The sequence below is a fragment of the Natrialba sp. PRR66 genome (assembly GCF_034808065.1).
Lineage (GTDB): Archaea > Halobacteriota > Halobacteria > Halobacteriales > Natrialbaceae > Natrialba > Natrialba aegyptia.
In genome coordinates this window covers 188,947-209,989 of the sequence record NZ_JAXHGN010000002.1, presented here as the reverse complement: position 1 = coordinate 209,989, position 21,043 = coordinate 188,947, and the positions used below count along the sequence as shown (strand labels likewise).

At 63.9% G+C, this 21,043-nt stretch carries 24 protein-coding genes; 9 read left to right on the top strand and 15 right to left on the bottom strand.

Annotation, left to right across the window (positions count from 1 at the left end; genetic code table 11):
• Positions 1 to 57: 57 nt before the first annotated feature.
• The gene (locus tag SM755_RS07155; RefSeq protein ID WP_323172063.1) at positions 58 to 846 is read left to right on the top strand and encodes a transcriptional regulator; all 789 of its coding nucleotides are present in this window, start codon (positions 58 to 60) and stop codon (positions 844 to 846) included.
• Between the two features lie 41 nt (positions 847 to 887).
• Here the strand turns inward: SM755_RS07155 and SM755_RS07150 are convergent, their stop codons facing one another.
• Complete coding sequence (locus SM755_RS07150) at positions 888 to 1,139, bottom strand: hypothetical protein (RefSeq protein WP_006665699.1); 252 nt, start codon at positions 1,137 to 1,139, stop codon at positions 888 to 890.
• Between the two features lie 325 nt (positions 1,140 to 1,464).
• Here SM755_RS07150 and SM755_RS07145 point away from each other — a divergent pair, with 325 nt between their 5' ends.
• Positions 1,465 to 2,370: a hypothetical protein gene (locus tag SM755_RS07145; RefSeq protein WP_323172062.1), complete on the top strand. Its 906-nt coding sequence runs from the start codon at positions 1,465 to 1,467 to the stop codon at positions 2,368 to 2,370.
• Positions 2,371 to 2,477: 107 nt separating this feature from the next.
• Here SM755_RS07145 and SM755_RS07140 read toward each other — a convergent pair whose 3' ends face one another.
• The 3 genes from SM755_RS07140 to SM755_RS07130 form a co-directional block, all read right to left on the bottom strand.
• Entirely contained in the window at positions 2,478 to 2,819 is a 342-nt protein-coding gene (locus SM755_RS07140; protein ID WP_323172061.1) for a hypothetical protein, read from the bottom strand.
• 100 nt (positions 2,820 to 2,919) lie between these two features.
• Positions 2,920 to 3,819: an acyltransferase gene (locus SM755_RS07135; RefSeq protein ID WP_006665697.1), complete on the bottom strand. Its 900-nt coding sequence runs from the start codon at positions 3,817 to 3,819 to the stop codon at positions 2,920 to 2,922.
• 133 nt (positions 3,820 to 3,952) lie between these two features.
• Positions 3,953 to 4,162 (bottom strand): hypothetical protein, encoded by a 210-nt coding sequence (locus tag SM755_RS07130; protein WP_323172060.1) that lies wholly within the window; start codon positions 4,160 to 4,162, stop codon positions 3,953 to 3,955.
• A 193-nt stretch (positions 4,163 to 4,355) separates the two neighbouring features.
• Between SM755_RS07130 and SM755_RS07125 the strand changes: the two genes are divergently transcribed.
• From SM755_RS07125 to SM755_RS07115, 3 genes are all read left to right on the top strand, one after another.
• Positions 4,356 to 5,450 (top strand): aldo/keto reductase, encoded by a 1,095-nt coding sequence (locus SM755_RS07125; RefSeq protein WP_323172059.1) that lies wholly within the window; start codon positions 4,356 to 4,358, stop codon positions 5,448 to 5,450.
• A 140-nt stretch (positions 5,451 to 5,590) separates the two neighbouring features.
• Entirely contained in the window at positions 5,591 to 6,577 is a 987-nt protein-coding gene (locus SM755_RS07120) for a bile acid:sodium symporter family protein (protein WP_006665694.1), read from the top strand.
• Between the two features lie 153 nt (positions 6,578 to 6,730).
• Complete coding sequence (locus SM755_RS07115; RefSeq protein ID WP_323172058.1) at positions 6,731 to 7,201, top strand: NUDIX domain-containing protein; 471 nt, start codon at positions 6,731 to 6,733, stop codon at positions 7,199 to 7,201.
• A 37-nt stretch (positions 7,202 to 7,238) separates the two neighbouring features.
• Here SM755_RS07115 and SM755_RS07110 read toward each other — a convergent pair whose 3' ends face one another.
• The 3 genes from SM755_RS07110 to SM755_RS07100 form a co-directional block, all read right to left on the bottom strand.
• Complete coding sequence (locus SM755_RS07110) at positions 7,239 to 8,705, bottom strand: DUF402 domain-containing protein (protein ID WP_323172057.1); 1,467 nt, start codon at positions 8,703 to 8,705, stop codon at positions 7,239 to 7,241.
• Between the two features lie 88 nt (positions 8,706 to 8,793).
• Entirely contained in the window at positions 8,794 to 9,177 is a 384-nt protein-coding gene (locus SM755_RS07105) for a hypothetical protein (RefSeq protein WP_323172056.1), read from the bottom strand.
• A gap of 101 nt (positions 9,178 to 9,278) precedes the next feature.
• A complete protein-coding gene (locus tag SM755_RS07100) occupies positions 9,279 to 9,464 on the bottom strand; it encodes a hypothetical protein (protein WP_323172055.1) in 186 nt (61 codons plus the stop codon).
• A 108-nt stretch (positions 9,465 to 9,572) separates the two neighbouring features.
• Here SM755_RS07100 and SM755_RS07095 point away from each other — a divergent pair, with 108 nt between their 5' ends.
• Positions 9,573 to 10,598 carry a PrsW family intramembrane metalloprotease gene (locus SM755_RS07095; protein WP_323172054.1) on the top strand — a complete coding sequence of 342 codons (1,026 nt, stop codon included), beginning with the start codon at positions 9,573 to 9,575 and terminating at the stop codon, positions 10,596 to 10,598.
• 58 nt (positions 10,599 to 10,656) lie between these two features.
• Positions 10,657 to 11,208, top strand: a complete 552-nt coding sequence (locus SM755_RS07090) for an HD domain-containing protein (RefSeq protein WP_323172053.1) — start codon at positions 10,657 to 10,659, stop codon at positions 11,206 to 11,208.
• Positions 11,209 to 11,262: 54 nt separating this feature from the next.
• Here the strand turns inward: SM755_RS07090 and SM755_RS07085 are convergent, their stop codons facing one another.
• Positions 11,263 to 11,928 carry a riboflavin synthase gene (locus SM755_RS07085; protein WP_323172052.1) on the bottom strand — a complete coding sequence of 222 codons (666 nt, stop codon included), beginning with the start codon at positions 11,926 to 11,928 and terminating at the stop codon, positions 11,263 to 11,265.
• Positions 11,929 to 12,040: 112 nt separating this feature from the next.
• On the opposite strand from SM755_RS07085, the gene SM755_RS07080 reads away from it, so the two are divergent.
• Complete coding sequence (locus SM755_RS07080) at positions 12,041 to 12,325, top strand: hypothetical protein (protein WP_323172051.1); 285 nt, start codon at positions 12,041 to 12,043, stop codon at positions 12,323 to 12,325.
• A gap of 46 nt (positions 12,326 to 12,371) precedes the next feature.
• On the opposite strand, the gene SM755_RS07075 is transcribed toward SM755_RS07080, so the two are convergent.
• The 3 genes from SM755_RS07075 to SM755_RS07065 form a co-directional block, all read right to left on the bottom strand.
• Positions 12,372 to 13,664 carry a M24 family metallopeptidase gene (locus SM755_RS07075; RefSeq protein WP_323172050.1) on the bottom strand — a complete coding sequence of 431 codons (1,293 nt, stop codon included), beginning with the start codon at positions 13,662 to 13,664 and terminating at the stop codon, positions 12,372 to 12,374.
• Between the two features lie 9 nt (positions 13,665 to 13,673).
• Positions 13,674 to 15,551, bottom strand: coding sequence for an ATP-dependent helicase (locus SM755_RS07070; protein WP_323172049.1), 1,878 nt, complete (start codon positions 15,549 to 15,551; stop codon positions 13,674 to 13,676).
• A 601-nt stretch (positions 15,552 to 16,152) separates the two neighbouring features.
• On the bottom strand, positions 16,153 to 16,335 hold the full coding sequence (locus SM755_RS07065; protein ID WP_083867296.1) for an HVO_0416 family zinc finger protein: 183 nt from the start codon (positions 16,333 to 16,335) through the stop codon (positions 16,153 to 16,155).
• 226 nt (positions 16,336 to 16,561) lie between these two features.
• On the opposite strand from SM755_RS07065, the gene SM755_RS07060 reads away from it, so the two are divergent.
• Positions 16,562 to 17,398: a molybdopterin-synthase adenylyltransferase MoeB gene (locus tag SM755_RS07060; protein WP_323172048.1), complete on the top strand. Its 837-nt coding sequence runs from the start codon at positions 16,562 to 16,564 to the stop codon at positions 17,396 to 17,398.
• 48 nt (positions 17,399 to 17,446) lie between these two features.
• On the opposite strand, the gene SM755_RS07055 is transcribed toward SM755_RS07060, so the two are convergent.
• From SM755_RS07055 to SM755_RS07040, 4 genes are all read right to left on the bottom strand, one after another.
• Positions 17,447 to 18,424: a hypothetical protein gene (locus tag SM755_RS07055; RefSeq protein ID WP_323172591.1), complete on the bottom strand. Its 978-nt coding sequence runs from the start codon at positions 18,422 to 18,424 to the stop codon at positions 17,447 to 17,449.
• A gap of 98 nt (positions 18,425 to 18,522) precedes the next feature.
• The gene (locus SM755_RS07050) at positions 18,523 to 19,356 is read right to left on the bottom strand and encodes an SDR family oxidoreductase (RefSeq protein WP_323172047.1); all 834 of its coding nucleotides are present in this window, start codon (positions 19,354 to 19,356) and stop codon (positions 18,523 to 18,525) included.
• A gap of 134 nt (positions 19,357 to 19,490) precedes the next feature.
• Positions 19,491 to 19,955 carry a Tfx family DNA-binding protein gene (locus tag SM755_RS07045; RefSeq protein WP_006665680.1) on the bottom strand — a complete coding sequence of 155 codons (465 nt, stop codon included), beginning with the start codon at positions 19,953 to 19,955 and terminating at the stop codon, positions 19,491 to 19,493.
• A 337-nt stretch (positions 19,956 to 20,292) separates the two neighbouring features.
• Positions 20,293 to 20,817: a TRAM domain-containing protein gene (locus SM755_RS07040; RefSeq protein WP_323172046.1), complete on the bottom strand. Its 525-nt coding sequence runs from the start codon at positions 20,815 to 20,817 to the stop codon at positions 20,293 to 20,295.
• Between the last annotated feature and the right edge of the window lie 226 nt (positions 20,818 to 21,043).

Here is a 21,043-nt window from a genome sequence, read left to right as displayed (position 1 = left end):
TCGTAACGGCCAGTACGCTCTTGGCTCCCGAGCGGGAGAACGCAAACGTCGTTTTCGATGCACCAGTCGAACCCGACCGACGATGTCGTTCGGACGGTCATTCGCCGAACGGAGTTACTCGCGGCGCTTACCGACCAGCCACAGTACAAACGCGACCTCGTCGAAGCGCTCGCGTGCTCCCGTTCAACGATCGACCGTGCGATTCGTGAACTCGAGTCCCTCGAGTTCATCGCGCGGACGGAGGTGGGGTATCAGTTGACGGCGGGGGGACGACTGGCACTGTCGGAGTATCGACGGGTGGAGCAGGCGTTTACGGCGATCGAAGAGAGCGGGAGTCTACTGCGACACGTGCCGGCAGAAGCACCGCTGTCGACGACGTTGTTGGACGATGCACGGACGTACGAGGTGAAGCCACATGCGCCGATCGAACCGCTTCAGGAACTCGTTTCGCGCTTCGAGACGGCGACTCGGGTTCGAGGGTTTGCTGCGGCGGAGCGGATTCCGGCGACGCGGATGCGCTTGTACGAGCGAACTGTCGAAGAGGACCTCACTGTTGAGGCGATTTTCACCGAGGATCTCGCGGAGTTTCTTTTCGCGGAGTATCCAGAGCAGGTGCGCAGTTCTGCGACGGAGGGGGCGTTCGACATGTACGCGATCGAGTCGATACCGTACGAATTGACGCTTATCGAGCAATCGGATGCGCAGTACGTGTTCGTCTTCGTGTTGAACGAACGGACGGAGATACAGGGGGTGATCAGCAACGATACGCGGGCGGCGTTCGAGTGGGGGGAGTCCGTCTTTCGGGAGGTGCGTTCGGCTGCGAGATCGGTGTCACCGCCGGAGTAACGGCGGCCGACTGATGGCGGTCAGTAGTCGACAGCACACGCTTACAGCGTCCCGCGAAGTCGAACGGCGTCGTCGGTGATCTCCTCGATGCTTCCCTCGTCAAGCGGGTGGGCGCTCTCGGTTATATCGCCCCAGCCGAGTTTCGACTTGATCGTTTTCGTGATCGTTGGTTCGGGATCGACGTAGCCGCGCCCGTCCTCGACGGCGACGATCCGACCGACTTCCGTCCCGTCGATATTCAACACACGTTTTCCCTTGTCGGCGGCCGTGAGCGTGTGAGCGTCCTGAGTCATAGCAGTGAGCAGTGGAGTGCCGGGTTGGGTGTCAGTAGCTATACGGCAAGTGCTAGCGCACTGTCGCCCCGGCGTTCGCAGCCCATCACCACGGAGGAAAACGAGGACAATAAATCGCACAAACCGTCATGCTGGCCCACTGAACCGTTATACTGCAACGCGACAGTAAGGTGTAGTTACTGGACAAGGGTCGGCATGTACCCACCTCCTACGCTCGCTTGCCATCGAGCGAATCGTTCGGTTGCAACGGTAACCAGGTCCTTCTATCGTCGGTGTGAACACAACGGAAGCGTTATGACGCTAGTCCCGTATTACTATTCGATCGATGGACGAGTCCCCGTTTCGCCCCGAATCGGTCGACGACCCGCGGATCACCGGGCGATTCTGCCAGCGCATCTCCGGGCCGGCCGGCGACTGCTACCTCCTCGGCGTCGTTCACGACCACCCCGCGAGTATCAACCGCGTCATGCGCGTTGCCGACGCGGTCGATCCCGCCGTGCTCGCACTCGAACTTCCACCGGCAGCCCTCCCGCTGTACCGCGTCTACGCCCGCGACGGCGACTCGAGCGACTCGGGCGACTCGAGTACGTCCGCGACGCATACCTCGCCCGCGACGGATACCGACCCCGATCGCTCGACCGACACGCCGCATACGACGCACCCGACGTACACCCCACCAGCACACGGCGGCGAAATGAGCGCCGCAATCTCCGCCACCGACGCTGAACTCGTCGGAATCGACGCCCCGAACTGGTCGTTCTTGCGGCGACTCGTGACGCGTCTCGTCGCTGACCGCGTCTCGGCTGGAACGGCGCGTCGCCTCCTTTCGAGCCTCGGCGGGGCGACGCGAGATGCACTGCGCTGTCGCGTCGCAGCAACGCTGACACACGCCACCTCGATGACGATCACGCGAGGCGACCCGATCGAGTACGACTGCGACTTCGATGACCCACCGGAAGCGCAGGCTGCTCACGAGCGCGCTCACGTCGCGAGCGTCCAGGCACTCCTCGGAAGCGTCCAGACGGACGATAGCGCGCTCGCCTACCGAGACGAGACCCGCGAGCGCTGTATGATCGACCGACTGACGGAAATCCGCGCGGAGAACGACGGCACTGTCCTCGCTATCGTCGGTATCGACCACCTCGAAACGGTGGCTACTGCGCTCTCGGCCGGCGAGACGGCGACTACCGGGACGAGCGACCACACCGACTCGTCAACGACATCACCGTAATCACGCTCGCTTCTGACCGTAATCACGCTCGCTTCTGACCGTAATCACGCTCATCTCTAACCGAGTCCGGCATCTCGACGACAGTCCGTGTCCGCAACGTCCACGCGTTACCGCCGTAACGTCGTCACACAGTTCCAGCAGTACGTATACGTCTGATCGGCTACGTTCTGTGCCCCGCAGTGGGGACACCGCATCGTCTCCCCGTCGAGTTCGCGATCCGTGTTGCGAGCCGATGGGTCACCGGCATCACTGGCATCCCCGGATTCGTCAGTGTTCCCGGGATACCGATCGGCGTGGCGCGAGGCGTGTGAGGGGCCGCGATTGGGGTCGGCGAGCGAGGGTGATCTCGCCTCGTCACCGTCTGCACGGCGCACGTAGACGTAGTACAATAGCAGATGGAGAAGGGCAAACACGATCACGTATCCGATGAGCCAGCCCCAGCGTTCCATCACTATGACATAGGTTCTCAAGGCACTTGGATATTCCCCGATTCACCAGTAGCTGACGGTCCTGTCGAACGGACGGTCCCGGTTCGGTACCGGTCACGAGTCAGTTCTGGGGCCGCAGGTCGCGGCGGAACTCGTCGAAGACCTCGAGTTCGTCGGGGACCGAGTAGGGAAGGTGGCGCTCGTCCTGACGGTTGACGCCGGCCTCGTCGATGGGGGTGGCGGTCGACTCCCAACCGGGTTTGATTTTGACGCTCGTCGCGGGCATGCCAACGGCGATGTGGTGGGCGGGCACGTCGTGTTGGACGACGCCACGTGCGCCGACGATGGCGTTTTCACCGACTTTGTTGCCGGCACGGACCATCGAGTCATAGGTGAGACGCACGTCGTCTTCGACGATCGTGTGGTAGTTTCGGACCTCGGTCTGGTCGACGACATCGTGATCGTGGCTGTAGATGTGAACGCCGTCGGAGATCGAGACGCGGTCGCCGATGGTCAACTTCCCGCGGTCGTCCAGATGGACGTCGTCGTGAACGATCGTATTGTCGCCGATGGTGATGTTGTGGCCGTAGGTAAACGAGATACCCTTGAAGAACCGGCAGTTCTCCCCACACTCTTCGAAGAGGTGGTCCGCGAGCATCCGTCGAAACCGCAGCGCGAACTCGACGTTGTCCGCGATCGGCAGGCTATCAAACTGCCGCCAGAGCCACTGGAGGTGCTTCGACCGCCGAAACAGGTCTTCGTCTTTCTCGGCGTAGTACTCGCTCTCCAGGGTCGTGTTACAGGGATCGTAACTCTGGAGTCGAACCCGTTCTGCCGCCGAAACCGATTCGCCTGCTTGCCAGCGATCGTAGGCCTCGCGATCACCGGACAGATCGATCAGTACGTCCTCGACGACCGAACACGTGCTCTCGTCGCTTGCAAGCCGTCGGTCGACCTCGTCGATGAACTCGCGCATGCCCGCCTCCGCCTCGTCGGGGAGCGAGACGTACCGCTTTGTCATACACCGGGATATTGTCCGCGGAGTTGATAGGGGTTCGGTTGTGCCGCCGAATCTGCCGAGACTGCTTCGCTACTGGTACTTTCCATTGGATATCGTATCTCGGAGATCGCCGGTTCGGTTCCACGAAACGCGACTACTCGTCGGTACCGTGCCACTCCGCAAACAGTAGCGCCGGGAGCGAGATCGTCCCGATCAGCAGCAACGCTGTGACGACGACCGTTCCCAGCGTGACTCGATGCGGACTGATCTCGAACTGGGTCAGCGCAAGCGGCAGGAGCACGACGACGGCGAGGACGACGCCGAGCAGCCATCGCCCGGTTGTCGTCCGACAGATACCGACCATACGCAAACGTCTCAGTGACGATACAAGAGCGATTCGACTCATCGCTCAGATAGCGCAGACGGTTCGATCAGTTGTTCGCCGTCACGCCGAGTCACCCCAGAACCCACCAGCACGGCAGCAACCCCGAACGAGTTCGGAGTCCGCACTCGCCCGTTCCGTACCCCATAAGGTTCCTCGCTACGAAGGCCCGAACATGCAGCACAGTGAACTCGGTAACTCCGGTGTCGAGGTGAGCGAAGTCGGGTTCGGCGCGTGGACCGTCGGCACCGACTGGTGGGGCGACCGCTCCGAGGAGGAGGCTATCGAGATGCTCCGGTACGCCGTCGATCAGGGCATCACCTACTTCGATACGGGCGACGTCTACGGCCACGGCCGCAGCGAGGAACTGGTCGGGCAGGCGCTGTCCGACGTCCGCGACGACGTGACGATCGCGACCAAAGTCGGCTACGACTTCTACAACAATCCCCAGGCCGGACACGGCGAGATTCCCAAGCAGATGACTCCCGAGTACCTCCGAGACGCCGTCGAGCAGAGCCTCGACCGCCTCGGACTGAACTCGATCGACGTCCTCCAACTCCACAACGCCAACGTCGACGAGATCACGCCCGACGTGCTCGAACTGCTCGACGAACTCGAAGAAGAGGGGAAGATCGACGCCACGGGACTGGCGCTTGGCCCCTCGATCGGCTGGCTCGCCGAGGGTGACTTCGCCATCGAAAACGAGTTCGACTCCGTCCAGTTGGTGTGGAACGTGCTCGAACAGGAGGTCGGCACTCACTTCCTCGAGACGGTCGAGCGTACCGGCTCCCAGACGAGTCTCATCCCGCGAGTCCCACACTCCTCCGGCATCCTCAACGAGCAGGTCACGCCCGAAACCGAACTCGGCGAGGGCGATCACCGCGGCTTCCGTCCCGACGAGTGGTACGAAACCGGCTGGGAGAAACTCGAGAAACTGCGCTTCCTCGAACGCGCGGAGCCCCACTCCGCGAGCGAAGCGAGCGACGGAAGCGACCGCGAGCGGACGATGGGCCAGGCATCGATCGCGTGGCTCCTCTCACACGACGCCGTTGCGACCGTCACGCCGACGTTCCGGACGACCGATGATATCGACGAATGGGCGGCGGCGAGTGACGTTCCGAAACTCACCGCCGAGGAACTGGACCGCGTCGCTGAACTCTACGAGAACGACTTCGGAATCGACCGCGACGACGGGATGGACTCCCTCCGTACATCGGTCGACGGTGCTGACATCGAGTCGGCCGGACTGGACAAGCTTGCGGCTGACTGACGTGCGATAGCGGTTGTGGCTGCGTACTGGTTTGACCGGCCAGCGCTTGGATTTTGCTGGGATTCCGGCTTGGTATCGATTCATTTATCGTCACGCGCACATCCATGGGTGGTTGTGACTATCGAGGCGAGGTCGATCCGATGAACGTGCTGCGACTGGGAGAGCGTATCGGCGAGTTCACGAGCACGTACTTCGTCGTCTGGATCCTGCTCGGGTCGGCCGTTGCGCTGTACTCGCCGGCGACGGTCACGCCGCTCGGTGACCACATCGCCCTGTTCCTCGGCGTCATCATGCTCGGGATGGGGCTCACGCTGACGCCGGCGGACTTCCGGCGAATCCTCGATCGACCACGGGACGTTCTTATCGGTGCACTGACCCAGTGGGTCTGCATGCCGGTGTTCGCGTATCTGCTCGTTACGCTCCTCGATCTCCCGTGGGAACTCGGCATCGGACTCCTCCTGCTCGGGGCCGCACCGGGTGGGACGGCCTCGAACGTGATGACCTACCTCGGTCGGGGCGACGTTGCCCTCTCGGTGACGATCACGTCGGTGACGACGCTCGCCGCTCCGCTCGTCATGCCGGCGTGGATCGTGGTGCTCGCAGGCGAAGAGATCACGGTCACCTTCAGCGCGATGGCCGAAGAGATCCTGCTGATCGTCCTGATTCCGGTCGTCGCCGGACTGGCCCTCCGAGTGCTTCTTGATAGGTATGCGCCGACGGTAGCGAAGGCAGGGCTCTCTATCTTCCCGGCGATCAGCGTGCTGACGATCGTCCTCATCGTCGCGGCAATCGTCGGTCTCAACGTCGATGAGATCTACAGCGCGAGCGCCGTCGTCTTCCTCGCCGTCATCGTCCACAACGCACTCGGCCTCGGGGCCGGTTACGGCGTCGGACATCTGACCGGAATGAGCGAGGAGCGAGCGCGGACCTGCGCGTTCGAGGTCGGGCTGCAAAACAGCGGCCTGGCAGTCGCGCTGGCCGTGGCGTTTTTCGATCCCGTTACCGCCCTCATTCCGGCGCTGTTCAGCGTCTGGCACAACGTCACCGGTCCGGCACTGGCAACGGCGTTCGCGCGTACTGATGGAACGTCAGTTCCGACAGCTGATGGAGCGTCAACAGCGGATTGATACTGTGGCAATGAATTCCAAAAAATAGCACATGCACCCAATTATGGGACCAGTACTAGGGATCCTCCACAACCCTATGCGCGAATTTCCTTAACCTCACTTAATCCCCTTAGAGATATGCTTTTCACGCCGGGCGTTGTGAGACGCGGTAGCATGGCAGACCCCACGTACGTACAGAAGGCGTGCGCCTACATTACTCGCGGATCCGGCGAGTTATTGGTGTTCGAGGGACCGGAACACGACGGCCTTCAGATCCCGAAAGGGACACTCGAACCGGGTGAAACCCCACGAGAAGCACTGTTCAGGGAAGTTATCGAGGAGAGCGGCCTCGGAACGCTCAACGCAACCCGACACCTCTCGACCGATGTCTGGACTCGACGACACTCCCCGCCGAAGTGGTACGTCCGCCACTTCTTCCATGCAACCGTCTACGAACCGCGCGATCGATGGACCCACACCGTCACCGACGGCGGTGACGAACACGGCGCCGAGTTCGAACTCTACTGGATTCACCCGTCGACCGCCCGCGAGTTCGCACTCGATCTCGACGATTACGTGGAGTTGCTCCCACTGCCCGACCGGGCCGGCGACCGCAACGCTGAACTCGCGGCGGCCTCGGATTGACGCGCCTCGCTCGTTGCTATGGGCCCTGTGCTAAACACTACGTCGAAAGCGCCCGCTTGACGGCTGCCGCGACGGTTTTGGCCTTCTCTTCGAGTTCGGGAGAGACGTGACCGTCGTCGACCGCGGCCTCGAGTTCGGCTTCATCGACGATGTCAACGGTGCCGTCAGGGGTACGGATCACGTCGACGTAGAGGTCGACGTACCGGACCGTTTCGGGGAAGAGTTCGACCGGTGTGCAGACGTTGACGTAGGTGCCTTTCGTCGAGCCGTCGGCCGCCGTGTAGGTCGTCGGATACCACCAGCGGCCCTCGCGGAACTTCGTGACGGCGGTGTCGCCCGCTTCCTTCGGCGTGCCGAGGGCGTCGTAGGTGCCGCCGCCGCTCATCGTGCGCTCGAGCGTGAGTTTTCCCTCGGGGTCCCAGTCGGTCACGTCGCCGTACCCGAGCGAGATGCGCCTCCCGTCGGGTTTGCCGTGGCCGATTTCGAGCCGGTCGCCAGAGACGGGACCGAACTGGCGAGCGACGGCGTCGAAGGGGAACGCGCCGTCCGCGGCTGTGTCCAAGTCACCCGCGACCGAGCCACAGATCGCTTCCGCGAAGTCCACGGCTGAACTCGCCGCCCTGTCGGCGGCCTTGGTCCGGTGGTGGCCCGGCATCGTCGTTTCGATGGCGCGGCGGGCGTCGTCCAGGGCGAACCGGGATTGCCGGCCGAACCAGAGCCACGCGGTCGTTCGAGGGGCGGCGAGCAGTCCTGGTTCGCCGGGTTCGGCCGGTGCGTCGGCGAGTTCAGTTTCGAGGGCGCGGGCGCGTTCGACGAGGCGTTCGAGGCCGGCTTCCATCGCTTCGAGATCCGCGTCGGCGGCGGCGTGATGCCAGCGGAGTCCCCAGCCGTCCGGAACGTCCGCGGAGAGCAGGTCGGTCATGCCGACGAGTTCGTCGGCGCGCTCGCCACGAAGTGCGGCTGAAACGCCGGTTCGATCCCGCGAGATGGTTCCGAGGCCGCTGCGAACGGCGAGGGTCGGGGTGACCCGCGGCTCGTCGTCGGCCCACGGCGGAGCGGGTTCCGTGACCTGCACCCGGTATCGGTTTCCGGTGTCGACGTAGCCATCGACGTCGTCGTAATTCAGGTAGCCGCGGCGACCGTCGCCGAGGTCGACGACGGCACCGCTGCCGCCAGCGGCGTCGATCACTTCGGCGTCGAAGACAGCGCCGCGGGGAACGGTCGCAGTCCACCGGAAGGTATCGATCCCGACTGTGAGCGTGTCAGCAACGGGGTCGACGGCATCGCCGTCGCCCGACACCGACAGCCCCTGTCTGTCTCGAGTCGTCTCGATCGCCACGTCCGCCGGCGCGGCGTCGAACGACTGTGCGAAGCGCTCGCGGATCGGCTCGGATGCCTGGACGACCCTGCACTCGTTCTCGGAGTCGTTTCCACCCGCGTCCTCGAGCAGATGCGTTACTGCCGTGGTGTAGATGCCGCGAACGCGAACCGCCGTCTCGGTCATCGAAGGCGAGCCCCCGCCGTCGCGTCGGTCACAATACGGGCAACCGCAGTCGTGGTAGCGGTGGATGGCACAGTTGCGATCACGACGATCACCGCAGCGTCTCGCGGTCCGCCGCGAACCGAACGCGGTCGTTGATCGTCGGCCCGAGCGTCAACTCGACGTACTCGCTCTCCGCGTCGAGTACACGCCCATCCTCGACGTAGACGCCCCACGTATCGAACCGGAGCCAGCCGCGCATCTCGGCTGCATGCGTCGTGATGTCGATGAACTCGACCGTATGTTCGGGGTAGTCAGAGGCCGAGTGAGCCATGTCTATGTCGGAGTAGACGGTGTCGTGCTCGTCGAAAAACGCTTCCAGTGTCCCCGCATCCTCCTCGACGGCCTCGACGACGGCGTCGGACGCCGCCCGGAGGTCGTCGGTGTCGAGACCGACTGCCCGCAGTGCCTGCTGCGTTCGCTGGTCGAAGTGCATACCGGCCCGTTCGGACGGCAGGCCTTTGTGGATTCCGAGTCCGTCTCGTGTGACAGACTACTGAAGGTTTCACTCAGTCGGCGGGCAGTAGCTGTCGATCGTCAGTCGTCGGCAGGAGCCGACTCCGGCGTGTCGGCGGTGTCCGACCGAGACCGATCGGCAGTGGCAGGGTCCGTCCGCTCGCGACCGACGGTGGCTGTCGTGTCGTCGTCATCGCGTTCCCCGTCCGGATCCGGCGGGGCAGTGTAGTGGATGCCGCGGCGTGCATTGTACATGGTATCGGTCATGGCCGATGAACCAGCATAAACATCGCCCTTATACGAACATGAGACTCAATATCATACTAGGATCTCTGACGCCGAACGCTTACCGGACCGGCCGTTGTATCCCCGTTCATGCAACGGAGGCGTGACCCAGTCGAACGAGCAGCCGACGAGTCGGAGGATCTGTACGATATCTCGACGTGGGAGCCGCGGTCAGTCACCGACCGGCTCGCTTACTCGGTCTACAACGGGCTTAACTACGGCCTCCGCGCGATCGTCCTCATCGTCGCCACTGCGATCACCCTGTTCGTCCTCGTCCAACCGGCCGTTCTCGTCAGCGAAGACCCGTCGATAGCCGTCTTCTTCGGCCTCTCGATCATCCCCGCAGCCATCCTCGCGGCGTTCATCTGGTACTCGGATATCACGACCAACGAACCGCTCGGCGTCCTTGTCGCCACGTTCGTCCTCGCCGTCCTCTTTACCGCGTTCGCCGCTCTCGTGAACTCGACCGTCGGGCTTTGGGTCCGGGCGATTCCGGGAATCGGAACGATCCTCTTTTTCTACCTGATCGTCGGTCCGGTCGAAGAAACCGTCAAACTCCTCGCCGTCCGCGTCTTCGCCTATCGCCGGGACACCTTCGACGCCGTCATCGTCGGCGCGGTCTACGGCGCGGTCGCCGGTCTCGGCTTCGCGGCGATCGAAAACGCGACCTACATCGCCAGCACGGTCGCCGAAATTCAGGCCCAACCCCAGACCGGACTCGGCCCGACCGCCGCGGCGACCAGCATCACGGCCCTCCGCGCACTCGTCGGTCCCGGACACGTCATCTACTCCGCCATCGCCGGCTACTACCTCGGTCTCGCGAAATTCAACCCCAAATACGCCGGGCCACTCGTCGTCAAGGGTCTCCTTATCGCGGCGTTCATCCACGCCACCTACAACGTCACCGTCGGCATCGTGCCCGACCTCATCGCCGCCGTCCTCCCCGTCGGCTTCGGCCTGGCGTTTCTCGGCTACGTCATCGCGTACAACCTCGGTGCCGGCTACTTCCTCTACCGGAAACTCTCCCGCTACCGCCGGCACTATCGGGACGTCAGGGACGACATGGCACCTGCGCCGCGGTCCGAACTGACCGAGTTCGAGCCACCACAGCGATAGTCCCGCCGCCCCTCGACGCGACAACCGTTCTTTTACACCGCGGCCCGATGACTCGCGCATGAGCGAAGACACGGTCCGGACGGCATTCCCCGAACTCGATACTATCGAAGACGACGACCTGCGGGCCCGGGTCGTCGATGCCTGGACGACAGCTATCGCGGAAAACGAGATCGACGACCTCACCACAATCCCCTGGCTGCCACCGACACAGCGCGAACTGGGTCTCCGGAACGAGTTCCTGGTCGACCACGTGCGAGACGTGACCGCCTGCGCCGTCGCGCTCGCAGAGACCCTCCTGGAGCGGCGAGCACTTCCCCTCTCGCTGGATACGGTCATCGCGGGCGCACTCGTCCACGACGTGAGCAAACTCGCCGAGTTCAACGGCATGGACGAGACGGCCGTCTACGGCCTCCTCGGACACCCCTACTACGGCGTCCACGTCGTCACTCGGGCGGACTTGCCGATCGAACTCGCCCACATCGTCCTCGCGCACACGAGTCGAACCGCGGTCGAACCGGCGACGATCGAAGCCGAGCTCGTCAGGCGGGCCGACGAGGTCGCGGCGGCCGCCATCCGCTCTCGAGCGACTGACGACCTCCGAACCGTCTGAGAGAACAGACCGGCGCGACGCAACCCGCCACCGCATCACCACACGCCAGCAACGTCACTCGAATCGCGACTCGAGCAACCGCTCGACGTACTTCGCGAGCACATCGACCTCCAGGTGTACCGGGTCGCCGACCGCCTTCTCCGACAGCGTCGTGAACTCGTAGGTCGTCGGAATGATCGCGACCGTCACCCGCGCACGGCCGTCCTCGTCGCGCTCCAAGTCGGCGACGGTCAGGCTGATTCCGTCGAGCGTGATCGATCCCTTCTCGACGACGTACCGGCCGTAGCCCTCGGGAAGTTCGAACTCGAAGAACCAGTCACCGCCCGGGTCGTCAGCGGTCGGTTCGTCCGAAGCGCGTGGTGCTTCGCTTTCCGCTACTGATTCGATCTCCGAAATCGTCGCGACCGCATCGACGTGACCCTGCACGACGTGGCCGTCGAACCGCCCGTCCGCCGGCATCGCTCGCTCCAGATTAACCGCGTCACCCTCCGCGAGTTCACCGAGATAGGATCGATCGACGGTCTCGGTCGCGAGAAAGACCTCGAACCACGCGCCCGCCTCGTAGCGTTCGACCGTGAGACAGACGCCACTGACGCTGATACTCTGTCCGTGTTCGAGGCCGGTAGCGACCTCGTCGGCGGCGATCCGAAGCCGGAGCCCGTCGGCAGTTTGCTCCCGTCCGACGATCGTCCCGGTCTCTTCGACGATTCCCGTGAACATACTCGAAGGTACCAGTCGACTCCTAAATCCGTTCCGATAGCGTCATCCATCCCACTTCTGTGATAGGGCGCAGTCGTCGACCTTTTGATGACACCCACCGTAGTTCGGCGCAATGGCCGGCATTCTCGATACGATCAAGCTCGCGGGCGTCCTCGTCCTGGCGATTCCCGCCGCACTCGCCGGACTCGAGTTCGCCCTCGTCCGCGGCGACCCGACTACGGGCGTGATCTTGCTCGGGTTGGCCGCCGGACTCGTGGTCGTCGAACGATGGATAACGATGCCGTCAGACATTCCTGAACTCGTTGCCAGCCGCGTCGTCGGATCGGTTGTTACAGATCCGGAGTCGACAGACGATGAGAGCGAAACGGAGACGACTGATACCGCGAACGGGCGCTAGTCGGACGGTTCGTTGCCGATTCCGGATCGATCGACCCGCCGAGTGCTTACGAGTTCGGTTCTCGAACGGCGTTCGGATCGAGCGATCGTGACGGTGCGGCGAGCCAGTCGGTGGGGGTGGATTCGCTGTGTTCGCTGTATTCGCCGTGTTCGTCGGCATCGTCAGCCACCTCGGATACCTCACCGACCGCGAGTAGATCCGCGATCCGGAGCCAGGCTCCGTCCGCGACGTGAACCGCCGATTCGAGCCGGACGACGTGGCCGGGTTCGATATCGTCGCCGACGGCTCGCGGGAACTCGGTCGGTTCGAGCCCGACGCCGGAGACGCGGGTCGTGACCGCGTCGGCCTCTTCGAAGCCGAACGCGCGGACCTCGGCCTCGAGATCGGCTTCGACAGCACCGACAGGTTCGGTAGCTGCGGTCAGCATGGCTCGCGCCGAGCGAAACGACTGCGTGACGCCGACGTGTGCCCTGCGCTCGCGGCCCCCGTCGCTGTCGACGACGAACGTGCGGACGAGCCCACCGTGGTACCCGGACGGGCCGCGGGGTGCGGCCTCGATGACGATGAGGTCGTCGGAGGTAAACGCGGTTTCACCGTCCGTGGCAGTTGTGGACGTGTGATCCCGTTCGAGAGAGACGACCGTATTGCCGGCGGGGAACGCGCCCGCTGCGACGATGGCCTCGTCGACCGCCGTTCGAAGCCGATTGGCGGTCAGTGGGCTGTCGTCGGCGACGAGTTCACCGTCGCGTACCGTCGCCGCCGCGAGCAGGGTTGCTGCTCGGCGGATGCCGGCGCTTGCGGCAGCCTGCGCGGCCGCAATTTCCTGGCGGTCGGCCGATGTCTTCTTCGCACGGGCGTGCTCGAGAGCCGCCGTTGAGGCGAGTGCGAGCCCGGCGTTCTCGAGGTAGAGCGCGGCATCGTGTGGAATCGAGGGTGGCGTCAGCACCGTCGCAGAGCCGAGGCGCTCCGCCAGCGTCGTGGCGAGTTCGGAAGCGGGATGTGGCGACGAGTCGTCGGTCGGTGCCCGAGTGCGGACGAGCCACCGGTCGGCCGATTCGGCGGCGGACCCGCTCTCTGCCGGCCGAACGAAGGCGACTGCAACGAGCGTCGACGGTTCCGGGGCGGACGGTGACTGGAGTCTCGGTTTCGATTGTGATTTCGAGTCCGAGACGAACTCGGGCTCGGCTTTAACGCCGACTCCACTGTGCGCCACACAGTAGCGAATCGCCGGTTCTCGAAGTGCTCCGACGTGGACGAACGCCGCGGCCTCGCGGCGCTCGACGGCGTCGCTGAGGAGTGCCCCGCTCCCGTCGTTCGGATCGAATTCGTCCACGGTCACGGTGTGGACTTACGGCGCTTCGGCTTCGAGTTCGTCCTCGCTCGTCGCGTCTGCATCGGCCGGTTGCTGGGCCGTTTCGATCAGCTCCTCGAGCGGCGTCTCGGTGAGCCGGTTGTGGAGCAACACGTCGATCGGCAGCGTCGGCGCGCCGTCGACCAGGTTTTCGAGGATGACGAGCCGTTCGCGGGCGCGGGACATGCCGACGTAGAAGACGCGACGTTCGTTGTCCGTCAGGACGGGGACGGGCGAGGTCGTCTTGGTGAACTCCTCGCAGCCGGGGACGTCCGTGGGGTCGTCGACGGTTGCGACCATCTGTTCGACGACCTTCTCGGTGAGGTCGGTGCCGACGATGACGTGATCCGCCTCACGGCCCTTCGCGGAGTGGATCGTGCCGACGCGGACGCGGTCGGTGTCCATGCCGGTGTACTCCCCGATACCGAAGTACGAGCGGATGCTCTTCTTCTGGAAGTTCGTCACCTTGCGCACCATGTCGCCGGCCGAGGAGGGGCCGGGCATGAACGGCGCGTGGTCCTCGATGACTTTGGCGGGGATCATGAGTTCCTGCAAGTCGTCGATCCCTGCCTCTTCCTGGCGCTCGTCGATCGTATCGAACAGCTCGTCGCGCTCGTTGGTCCCGAAAGCCGACTCCTGAAGCATATCCGCCAGGCGACGCGCCTGCAGGCCCGTTACGTCGTCGCCCGCGTCGATCGCCTCCACGGCGCGAACGTACTGGGTGAGCCGATCGGTCCACATCCGCTGGTCCGTCAGCGAGGTAAACGGCACTCCCTCGGTGATGAACTCGTCGATGAACTGGAACATCTGGTAGCGCGCCCGAAAGAGGATCATGATCGTCCCGGCGTCCGCGGCGAGGGTGCGCCGGACCATTCGGACCACGTCGAGCATCGATGCGTTCCGTCGCGCCTCGACTGCGCCGCCTTCCTTGCGCGGCTTGAGGTCTTTGTCTTGCCGGTGATCGATGTGGCGAATCTCCTGGTTGACCGCGTTGAGCACGTTCGACGGCAGCCGGTAGGAGTTCGGCAAAATCACGTCGTCGTCGACCGATTCTTCGAGCAAGAGTGCGGGGTCTGCGCCCTGCCAGGAGTAGACGACCTGGTCGTCGTCGCCGGCGATCAGGACCTGTTCCATGTGGGATTTCCACTCGTCGTACACGTCGTACTGGAGCGTGGTGATGTCCTGAAATTCGTCGATAACGAGGTAGTCGACGCTCGGGAGCAGCGATCGCTGTCGGACCCGCTCCAGCATGTCCGCAAAGCCGATCTTGCCCTGCTCACCTTTGTACGAGCGCCAGGCGCGAATCGCTTCCGGAACGTCGATTCGGTCGTCGTCGCTCGGCCAGGTCGGCGTGTACTTGTTACCCTCCTGTGCGTTCGGGTCGATCTCCGGCGGCAGTCGGACCTCCTCGTCGTCCCACTGGAACGGCACGTCGTACCAGTCGGAGACGTCCCGTCGCGTTCGCTGGAGCCACTGGCTCGTCGCGATAACCTTGTTTCCGATCGTCGTCGACCGGGCGGTTCGGCGACCGGCACCGCTGTACTCGTCCTCGAACTCGAGGCCGTAGTCCTCGCAGAACTCCTCTTTGTCCGACTCGCCGATAACGTCGCTCCGAGAGAGATCGAGAAGATCGTAGGCCTTGGCGTGCATCGTACAGACGTTGCCCTGCAGTGCACGCGGACTCTCGCCGAGTCGGTCGGCCAATCGTTCGCGAACCTCCTGTGCTGCTGCTCGCGTATAGGAAACGACGAGGATGTCCCGAAACGTCACACCGTCCTGCTCTAGAATATCTTCGACGTGGTCGAGAAGCGCCGTCGTCTTCCCGCTTCCCGGACCACCGAACAACCGGGTCACCTTCGTCTCCGTGGTAGCCATTATCCCTGTTCAGGGGCGCGACACCCATAAGTGACGTGGGTTTTCCCCGAGCGCTAGATGGCCTGTACACGCTTCTCACGGCCGGACACCGGACGACAATCGCCAGCACCCAGATAGACTGCTGTCAAACAGTTCCGGCGCAGCCGCGACCCGTCCTGCAGTTACGCAAAGAAATCGGCACAACAGACCGCCTCACCGCCGATACTGACAGAACGGATCGCAGATCGTTCCGTAGTGCTGTACCAGTAGCGATGGCAGCGACAGTCCCACGGTTAGTATCGAGCCGCCGTCTCGAAGCTGCTCCCAGAGTCTTCTATAGCGTCAGCACCGATACCCACAGCCACAACTCACGTATTCCGTGATGAGCGAGCGGTTCGAACGTCCGCTCCGTCGCGAATCTTATCCTCACACTCCGGACAGACGCGGGGCTCATCGACGTTACGAGGCGTAAAAACGCGGGCGTACGCATCCGTCACGAACGACCCGCAGTTCTGGCATTCCGGCATAGGTCCTCTTCGGTGACCTATTGGTGATCTATCCATTATAATTGTATCGTCACCGACTGGCGGAAATTACCGGCGTCGGCCGTCGTCAGCCAGCCCTATACCGATGGCTCCCACCCACAGACTGTACACGAACTCGCAGAAAGATCGTGCAGCCCGCTACACTCGGGGCACTGTTTCTTGTTATACTCGCGTTCCCAGCCGACTTCATCGACAGCGTGCCCGCGGTCAGTAAGGAACTGGTCGAAAACGTCACCGGCATCATCGGGTGCGGATGCCATAAGTGTGTGAACGACAGGCACAGTCTTAAATTGTGGGGTCACTGAAGACGCTGCCGATATCTTGGGGCTATAACCCACACAGACATAGATGCACATGCACACACTTCTGCTCGAACCACTTCCGGAACCGCACCGACGGACACCACTACGAGAACGAGACAGCGACACCGCACTCTCACTCTGTCCGACCCGCGAACTTTTCCACCTCTCGCCCGAACACTCGATCATGAGCGACCTGCGTCTGGATGCCACCCAACTCGATCGCTACTCGCGACACGTGATCATGGACGAAATCGGTCCCGAGGGCCAACAGCGCCTCCTCGAAGGCAGTATCCTCGTCGTCGGTGCAGGCGGCCTCGGTGCCCCGGCGATCCAGTACCTCGCAGCCGCAGGCGTCGGCCGCCTCGGCATCGTCGACGACGACGTCGTCGAACGGTCGAACCTCCAGCGACAGATCGTCCACCGCGACGACGATGTCGGCTGCCCGAAAGTCGACAGCGCCGCCGACTACGTCGCCGCGCTCAACCCCGACATCGACATCGAAACCCACGAAACGCGTCTGACCGCGACAAACGTGGCTGAACTCGTCGCCAACTACGATCTCGTCCTCGACGCGAGCGATAACTTCGCGACGCGCTATCTGCTTAACGACCACTGCGTCCTCACCGAAACACCGCTCTGTCACGGTGCGATCTACCGGTTCGAAGGACAAGTAACGACGTTCACGAACGAGCGCAGCGGCGACGACGATCCGCCGTGTTACCGGTGTATCTTCCCCGAGGCACCCGAACCCGGAACCGTTCCCGACTGTGCGACCACCGGCGTCCTCGGGGTACTCCCCGGCACCGTCGGCTGCATCCAGGCGACCGAAGCCGTCAAGTACCTGCTCGGGAAGGGAGACCTCCTCGAAGGCCGTCTCCTCCTCTACGATGCGATGGACATGACCTTCGAGACCGTCGACGTACTATCGAATCCGTCCTGTCCCGTCTGCGGCGACGATCCAGAGATCGAATCCGTCGAAGACGTCTCCTACGACGGAACCTGTACGATCTCGGCCGACTAAGCGCTCGCTCGCCGAACGCTCGCAGCCGCCGTTGTGATTTCTTACCGGTTATTCGCCCGAGACGGCCACAGCATCACGCACTTCTTCGAGACCGACGAGGGCGATACAGGAGACGAACGCAGTCGTCCCGAGTTTGCCGCCCGCACCGGCGACCGCTGGCGTCACCGCGAGATAGACGAGTCCGCACAGCCCGCCGGCAACCCCAACGTGACCCGCCGTCGTCAGCCGCTCCGTACTCGACATCCCGACGAAAGAGGCACAGAACGCGACGGTCGCAAGCGTCGTCCCGAGTTCAGCGAGCGCGAGCGGGAACGCGATTCCGGCGACGGTGCCCACGAGCGCGGAGCCGACGACGGCCCCCAGTTCGAGGCGGAGACCCAGGAGGACGGTCGCGACGGCGGCGACAGCCGCGACCGGAACGACGATCGGAACGAGATCCCACGCGGGCGCGCTCGTCGCGCCGTATTCGAGACCCAGACACGCGACTGTTATGATGCAGCCGAATAGGGCGATCGTCCCGAGTTTGCCGCCGAAGCCCCCGAAGGACTCGGCCGTCGCCACGAACGCGAGGCCGGCGAGCAGGCCGGCGACCGCGACGAACTCGGGGCCGGGAAACACCGCCGGCGAGGCCATGCCGACGAACGACCCGCAGTAGAGCGGGACCGCGACCCGCGGGAGGGCGAGGCCGGCAGCCAGTCCGACCGCCGCGGATGCAAGCACCGGCCCGAGTTCAGCACCGACGCTCGCACCGTAGGTGACGAGAGCGCCGACGGTGACCGCGATCGCGTCGCGGCCGTCCGCTCGGTCGAAGCCGGCGGCATCGAGAGCGAACTCGTCGACGACGCGGTTGCGTTCCGCGGCGGCCGCGGCAGTTCCGGTGAGGGTGAGTGCAATCCCCGTTTGTACGCCGAGGCTTCCCGCAGAGAAAGCAGGGAGAGCAGAGAGACCGGCGACGGCGCTGATGAGCAACGCGGCGGGTGTCAGCAAAAGCGCGACGTAGCCTGCGAACTGGACCGGCCGATACACAGACGCGAAAGCGGGCGCGGGCACGGACTCTGACACACCCCCACTCCCAGGAGGGCGACCGAGTACGTTACGATCCGTGACGCTTAACCGAACAACAACTAGCTGCGTAACAACCCCCCGTCGACCGGCACTGCAGCCCCGGTAACGAAACTCGCGCGCGAACTCGCGAGGAACGCGACCACGTCGCCGAGTTCAGTTGGGTCGCCGAGTCGCTCCATCGGTACGTCGCGGTCGAGTGCAGTGGTGTCTCCCTCGGTGTCGGTATCGGTATCAGTATCAGTGCCGGCGTCCGCATCGACCTCGGCCTCAACCTCGGTATCACCCCCACCGCTGACGGCACCACCGGGGACGCCCTCACGAGACGTTTCGAACCGCCCCGGCAGAACCGCGTTCGCACGGATCTCCGGCGCGAACTCGCGAGCGAGCGTCTTCACGAGACCGAGAACGGCCCGTCGGACCGAGTTCGACAGTACCAGTCCATCGCCGACCTCGCGAACGGTGTGTGCGGTGAGACAGGTGATCGAACTGTTCGCCCCATCGAGCAGGTGCGAATGCGCCGCTTCGACCGTCCAGACGACGCTCATCACGAGCAGGTCGTAGGCCCGGTACCAGTCCTGTTCGTCCGTTTCGAGAAACGACGTCCGCGGCGGCCAGCCGGCATCGGTGACGAGGTGGTCTAGCGAGCCGAACTCGTCGGCGGTCCGACTCACGAGTCGCGAGATCGCGTCGGGGTCCGTGAGGTCGGCGTCGAGTGCGAGGACGTCGCCGGCCCCGGTGGCATCGAGTTCATCGCGTGCTTCCGCAAGACGATCCGCGTCTGGGCCACAGATGGTGACGTTCGCACCCTCCCCGACCAGTGACCGGGCGCTCGCGAAGCCGAGATCGCTGGCGGCAGTGACCATTGCCGTGTCATCGGCCAAATCGAGGTCCATAGCCAAGCGACGACGCGGAGAACCAAATTGATCGGGGGCTGTTGGCGTCGAATCTCGCGTTTCCGTTCCCGCCGTTCGTCCTCATTCCCCCCATTCGCCTCATTCCCGCCGTTCAGCCCCGCTCGTCGCGGCACTTACTCGCCGTCCTGGTGGCGAACGCGGACCATCCCCTCCGAGGTCACACCGATGATCAGCGGCGTCGAAATCTGTCGTCCGGTGACTGCCGGCCCCGCCGCGTCACTGACGACCTTCATCAGATCCGGTGCGGTGTGATCGACTTTGACGCCAGCGTCGTCGCAGGCGTCGTAGACTCGGTTCGGGACATCGTACAGGTCGGTACCGGCCGGAACGCGAACGCGTACCGGCGCGCGAAGCGCCTCCGCAAAGGCGACCGTCTCGCGGGCTTTTTCGACGTTCTCGCGGGCGCTCGCCTCGATCGAAGAGACGTTCGCCCGCGAGGTCCCGAGTGCGGCCGCAATATCGGCCTGGGAAGTCCCCCGCTCGCGCAACGCGAGCACCTGGGCCTGCCGATCGGTCAGCACGCTCGTCTCGGCCTCGAAACCGATCTCCGCGAGCAACTCGTCGACCTCGTCGATCATGGATATCGTGACCGCCTCCGTGCACCGGCACCACTACCGGCGGGACGGCTCTTCTCGTCCTGAACTCGCGTGCTCATATGGCGTATTCGAACTAAACGGAGGCGGGATCAAAGCTTTCCCGGTCGCTCCCTCAGACTGACGCTCTCGGGAACGAACCGGTCGCCAACGGATCGCAAAATCGAGTTCATCGACCGCATGACTGTCCAATTGTGGGTTGTGTGCGGATGGTCCGGATGGCCGTCGACGATGATGGGGAATCGGTGTCCCGTGTTCCGTGTCCGGTGACCGACGGTCGACTGTCCACTCGAAACGTGTGGTCCCGGACTCGACAGGCCGATCAGGAGCCCCAGAAGTTCTCGCGGCTGCCGAGGCGTTCACGAGTCTGGCTGCTGTCGGTGTCAGTGTCGGTGTCGGTCTCAGTCTCAGTACCACCGTCGTCATTCTCGTCCGCTGTGTCGTCCGAATCCGCGTCTGCGGTCGTTTCGTCGATGTCGGGTTCGTCCCCGTCCGATTCGTCGAGTTCACCGTCCATCGGAAGCAGTTCCAACTCCTCTGCACGCGCGTGATTGCTGTGTACCCGCGTAATCTCCACGCGAGCGCGTGCCTCCGGGAGCACGCCGTCGACCATGACGATGAACCCGTCCTCGGTTCGCCCGACGCCGGCACCGCTTTCGTGCATGTCGACGACATCGATGACGACTTCCTCGCCGGCTTTGACCGGCTGTGTCTTCAGGTCCTCGATCGGCTGGCTGTAGTGGTTACACCACTCTTTCCCGCCACGGTCACCGTAGTGTTGACAGCCCATTCCCGAGATCCGTTCGGAGAAACTCGGACAGTCGTCGGCCAGTGGACAGTCTGCCATACGGTGTACTACCGGTGGCGGCGTTAAACCGTTTCCGTCTTGTGTGCGCGCGGTGGCCGTCGAGCCGCCGATCCTCGGTGCTCGTGTGTCCGCTGGCCGATGCCGGTCGCACGGATTCGCCTCTCGGCCACGAACGCGGACGGGACGGACCGAGATCGACGTGTCAAGTGAACGCCGACTCCAATACTGTGCGTTTCGAAAACGTTTACGGGGGTGACGTGCGAGT

What these genes read in the sequence shown, in the direction of transcription:
- SM755_RS07155 (WP_323172063.1), top strand. Translation starts at nt 58, where the DNA reads ATGCACCAGTCGAACCCGACCGACGATGTCGTTCGGACGGTCATTCGC.
- SM755_RS07090 (WP_323172053.1), top strand. Translation starts at nt 10,657, where the DNA reads ATGAGCGAAGACACGGTCCGGACGGCATTCCCCGAACTCGATACTATC.
- SM755_RS07040 (WP_323172046.1), bottom strand. Translation starts at nt 20,817, where the DNA reads ATGGCAGACTGTCCACTGGCCGACGACTGTCCGAGTTTCTCCGAACGG.
- SM755_RS07080 (WP_323172051.1), top strand. Translation starts at nt 12,041, where the DNA reads ATGGCCGGCATTCTCGATACGATCAAGCTCGCGGGCGTCCTCGTCCTG.
- SM755_RS07105 (WP_323172056.1), bottom strand. Translation starts at nt 9,177, where the DNA reads ATGCACTTCGACCAGCGAACGCAGCAGGCACTGCGGGCAGTCGGTCTC.
- SM755_RS07125 (WP_323172059.1), top strand. Translation starts at nt 4,356, where the DNA reads ATGCAGCACAGTGAACTCGGTAACTCCGGTGTCGAGGTGAGCGAAGTC.
- SM755_RS07150 (WP_006665699.1), bottom strand. Translation starts at nt 1,139, where the DNA reads ATGACTCAGGACGCTCACACGCTCACGGCCGCCGACAAGGGAAAACGT.
- SM755_RS07060 (WP_323172048.1), top strand. Translation starts at nt 16,562, where the DNA reads ATGAGCGACCTGCGTCTGGATGCCACCCAACTCGATCGCTACTCGCGA.
- SM755_RS07130 (WP_323172060.1), bottom strand. Translation starts at nt 4,162, where the DNA reads ATGGTCGGTATCTGTCGGACGACAACCGGGCGATGGCTGCTCGGCGTC.
- SM755_RS07050 (WP_323172047.1), bottom strand. Translation starts at nt 19,356, where the DNA reads ATGGACCTCGATTTGGCCGATGACACGGCAATGGTCACTGCCGCCAGC.
- SM755_RS07115 (WP_323172058.1), top strand. Translation starts at nt 6,731, where the DNA reads ATGGCAGACCCCACGTACGTACAGAAGGCGTGCGCCTACATTACTCGC.
- SM755_RS07110 (WP_323172057.1), bottom strand. Translation starts at nt 8,705, where the DNA reads ATGACCGAGACGGCGGTTCGCGTTCGCGGCATCTACACCACGGCAGTA.
- SM755_RS07085 (WP_323172052.1), bottom strand. Translation starts at nt 11,928, where the DNA reads ATGTTCACGGGAATCGTCGAAGAGACCGGGACGATCGTCGGACGGGAG.
- SM755_RS07135 (WP_006665697.1), bottom strand. Translation starts at nt 3,819, where the DNA reads ATGACAAAGCGGTACGTCTCGCTCCCCGACGAGGCGGAGGCGGGCATG.
- SM755_RS07145 (WP_323172062.1), top strand. Translation starts at nt 1,465, where the DNA reads ATGGACGAGTCCCCGTTTCGCCCCGAATCGGTCGACGACCCGCGGATC.
- SM755_RS07120 (WP_006665694.1), top strand. Translation starts at nt 5,591, where the DNA reads ATGAACGTGCTGCGACTGGGAGAGCGTATCGGCGAGTTCACGAGCACG.
- SM755_RS07065 (WP_083867296.1), bottom strand. Translation starts at nt 16,335, where the DNA reads ATGGCATCCGCACCCGATGATGCCGGTGACGTTTTCGACCAGTTCCTT.
- SM755_RS07095 (WP_323172054.1), top strand. Translation starts at nt 9,573, where the DNA reads ATGCAACGGAGGCGTGACCCAGTCGAACGAGCAGCCGACGAGTCGGAG.
- SM755_RS07045 (WP_006665680.1), bottom strand. Translation starts at nt 19,955, where the DNA reads ATGATCGACGAGGTCGACGAGTTGCTCGCGGAGATCGGTTTCGAGGCC.
- SM755_RS07140 (WP_323172061.1), bottom strand. Translation starts at nt 2,819, where the DNA reads ATGGAACGCTGGGGCTGGCTCATCGGATACGTGATCGTGTTTGCCCTT.
- SM755_RS07100 (WP_323172055.1), bottom strand. Translation starts at nt 9,464, where the DNA reads ATGACCGATACCATGTACAATGCACGCCGCGGCATCCACTACACTGCC.
- SM755_RS07070 (WP_323172049.1), bottom strand. Translation starts at nt 15,551, where the DNA reads ATGGCTACCACGGAGACGAAGGTGACCCGGTTGTTCGGTGGTCCGGGA.